A 2,665-nucleotide genomic window follows, 5' to 3' on the forward strand; every position below is an offset into this window, starting at 1 on the left:
CTCCAGAGATTTCACGAATATAGTTACAACGACATAAAAGCTCTAAAGCTTGCTTAACGGTTTGATTGTCTGTTAAATATTTCCAATCACGTTTATAAACATCCCTTGCTGTAAAAACATCGGGTAAACAATCACAGCGTTCAACAATTAATTTTGCACGCTCTGCTGTTAATGTATCCCCCGCCGCATAAAATCTTTTGACATGACTTAACAGATATTTTTCCCAACGCAAGGCTGTTGTAATGGCATAGAGACCAATTTCTAAACCACCACTATCAAGAAGTTCAAAAATCAACGCAAGGCTTGCTATGGTCTTTGGCATTTTTTAAAGATGCGATTGTAAGCTTTCTGAGTGAGTACCTCCTTTTGCCTCTTTATGAAGATGCTCGAACCATTCATAAAACTTCACTTGTGCTTTAGGAGAAAAACGCATAATCAGTGGTTGTTCGGGAGAACCTAAGCGTTTATCACGAAAAGAGCGAAATACCCCTTCATACTTTTGCCAGACCTCTTGATTGGGCGGTTTATCAACCAATTGCCACTCTTTATTGTCATCGGGCCAGACAATCATTTGAAAGCGTTGCAATAAACCGTCATCGTTTATTCCACGGTGTATGGCTTGAATGAGCGGAATAATGCGTGAAGGTTGAATGCCTCCAATCATGGATAAAGTGACATAAGGGATAAAAATGGTTCCACGCTCTATACGGTCATAAGTAAATTGATCATCGCCATTAAAAGCTGTTAAATAAAAGGCGCGGTCTGATTGATATTCCTTTCTTTCTAGATTGGCTAAAAAGCCAGCCAATTCATCACGCACCATTAAGAGACCACGGGGGTTTTCTTTTAAGAGTTCCCCAAGCTTTTCAACAGACACATCATTGACAATAGTGTCATCTTCATTTTTACGAGTAGAAACTAAGCGGTGTGCAAAGTGCATTATGCAATCATATTCGCAATATTAGAAAAATAATAATTTATCATTATTTACTGATACGGAGCGCAGTATTGTAGAAAATAATTTTCTTCAATTACAAAATAAATAAAAATACAGTTGATTAAGGAAATTTTTTCTTTGTATGGAGCACACGTAAAATACGCACAACGCCATTTGAAATATCATAAATCATGATATAATTTGGATGTACAATAAGTTCACGTGTATTTACAATTCGTCCTAAACGACCAAGGGTAGGAAATTTAACAAGTTTTTCTACTTTTTCAGATAAAAGTTGATCAAACTTTAAGGCAGCGGAAGGATTATCTTGTGATATGTATTCACGTATCTTTTTGCGGTCAACGTGTGCTACTTGTGTCCAAATTAGCTTCATAAAGTTGATCTATCTAGTTTACTTTGTGTCTTTAAGCGCCATTCTTTTGCTTCTGCTTCGATTTCTTCAGAAGACATTATATCACTTGCATTAGCAGAATTTATCCCTAATTGAACTTGTTCCCGAAACCATAAATCGTATGCACTTTTTTCTTTTTGTTCTTTTACGATATCGCGCATATAATCGCGCAATAATTGTGCACCAGATCTATCACACGCCTTTGCTGCTTTGGAAAATTCATTTTTTAATACATCATCGACGCGAAAGGTAAATGTTGTCTCAGCCATTTTACGACCACTTAATGTGTTACAAAGTAGTTCTAATGTAATGTATTTTTACTGTTTCTTCAATAGGTACTATTAGAATAGATATTTTATATCTATTTTGCATTTTCATAGGGTTGAAAGGGACGCCCATAAATCAACGGGCTCTGATAACAACCCAGACAAAAGAGCCAGACCGGTTTCAATGCCTTCACAAATGACCAGATGTTTTGGATTGGCTTGACTTAAATGCACCGCGCCACCCGTGACAGATCCCAACATGGCTTTTGCTGGTTTTTGGTCTGTTTTGCAGCCATTGTCTTTTAAAAAGGTTCTATGAATAGCAAAGGAACCAGCGCCCTTAACAAGAGCCACCAACGCGGGCAGTGTACCCCCAGAGGGGTGTGGACATTTGTCGTAAAAGCGTAAATCAGCAGGCAAATCACATGTAATACCCCGCATACGTAAATAGGTTTCTGCTAAAGTATTTTTGATTGGTTGGCTTTGTTGCCAAATTGCTTTTGCTCTCTCTGCTTTCCTTTTTGCTTGTTTGAGATCAGCACAAAACTGTTTGGAGAAAGAGAGCGTCTGATCATAAGCTTTATCAAAAAAGGCTTGTTTTCCAAGCAAGCCAATTCTAATAAGCGCTTGTATGATCTCTCTAAAAGAGCAGCCAGCATAACAAGTGAGTAAAAGACGCCCATCATGTCCATTGGCAAGGGATAAACTAGGCAGCCTATCATCATGAGCAGGGCAACGGGCTGTTCCATAACGCCCATGCCAAACCCCGCGCAAGGCACGAGTAATACCCCGCGCATTCTTAAAAGAACACATCATTTTAAATCCTATAACATTGCGTCATAGGACGGATTATGCTATCTCTAGATTGATGAGTTTGAGAAAGCCTTGTCCGTCCTTATGTGACAAGGTTTTTTTTTATGCCGCGTCACTTTGACGTTGCTGTTTCGCTTGTTCGATGACATTCAAAAGATCCGATTGTAACCAACGCGATAAAAAGCCAAATTTTAAAGGTTTTGGGAGAGAGCCATTGGTAACATGACGCCGGAATGT

The 2,665-nt window shown here is 38.7% G+C and carries 3 protein-coding genes and 2 pseudogenes; all 5 read right to left on the reverse strand.

The window, feature by feature from the left end:
• Positions 1-889 (reverse strand): annotated as a pseudogene (locus ACFING_RS09560) (DUF3987 domain-containing protein); the annotation flags it as partial.
• 169 nt (positions 890-1,058) lie between these two features.
• Positions 1,059-1,331, reverse strand: coding sequence for a type II toxin-antitoxin system RelE/ParE family toxin (locus ACFING_RS09565; protein WP_375610964.1), 273 nt, complete (start codon positions 1,329-1,331; stop codon positions 1,059-1,061).
• Positions 1,328-1,618, reverse strand: a complete 291-nt coding sequence (locus ACFING_RS09570; protein ID WP_375610963.1) for a CopG family ribbon-helix-helix protein — start codon at positions 1,616-1,618, stop codon at positions 1,328-1,330. The genes ACFING_RS09565 and ACFING_RS09570 overlap by 4 nt, the downstream gene beginning before the upstream one ends.
• A gap of 111 nt (positions 1,619-1,729) precedes the next feature.
• Positions 1,730-2,431, reverse strand: a pseudogene (locus ACFING_RS09575) (hypothetical protein); the annotation flags it as partial.
• Positions 2,432-2,530: 99 nt separating this feature from the next.
• Positions 2,531-2,665 (reverse strand): helix-turn-helix transcriptional regulator (locus ACFING_RS09580; RefSeq protein ID WP_375630719.1); only part of this gene is annotated, 135 nt, incomplete at its 5' end.

The organism is Bartonella sp. AP150HLJHH (genome assembly GCF_042196385.1).
In the GTDB taxonomy this organism is placed as follows: domain Bacteria; phylum Pseudomonadota; class Alphaproteobacteria; order Rhizobiales; family Rhizobiaceae; genus Bartonella.

Bases quoted from the DNA above. Each gene is read 5' to 3' on its own strand.
- ACFING_RS09565 (WP_375610964.1), bottom strand. From the start codon at position 1,331: ATGAAGCTAATTTGGACACAAGTAGCACACGTTGACCGCAAAAAGATA.
- ACFING_RS09570 (WP_375610963.1), bottom strand. From the start codon at position 1,618: ATGGCTGAGACAACATTTACCTTTCGCGTCGATGATGTATTAAAAAAT.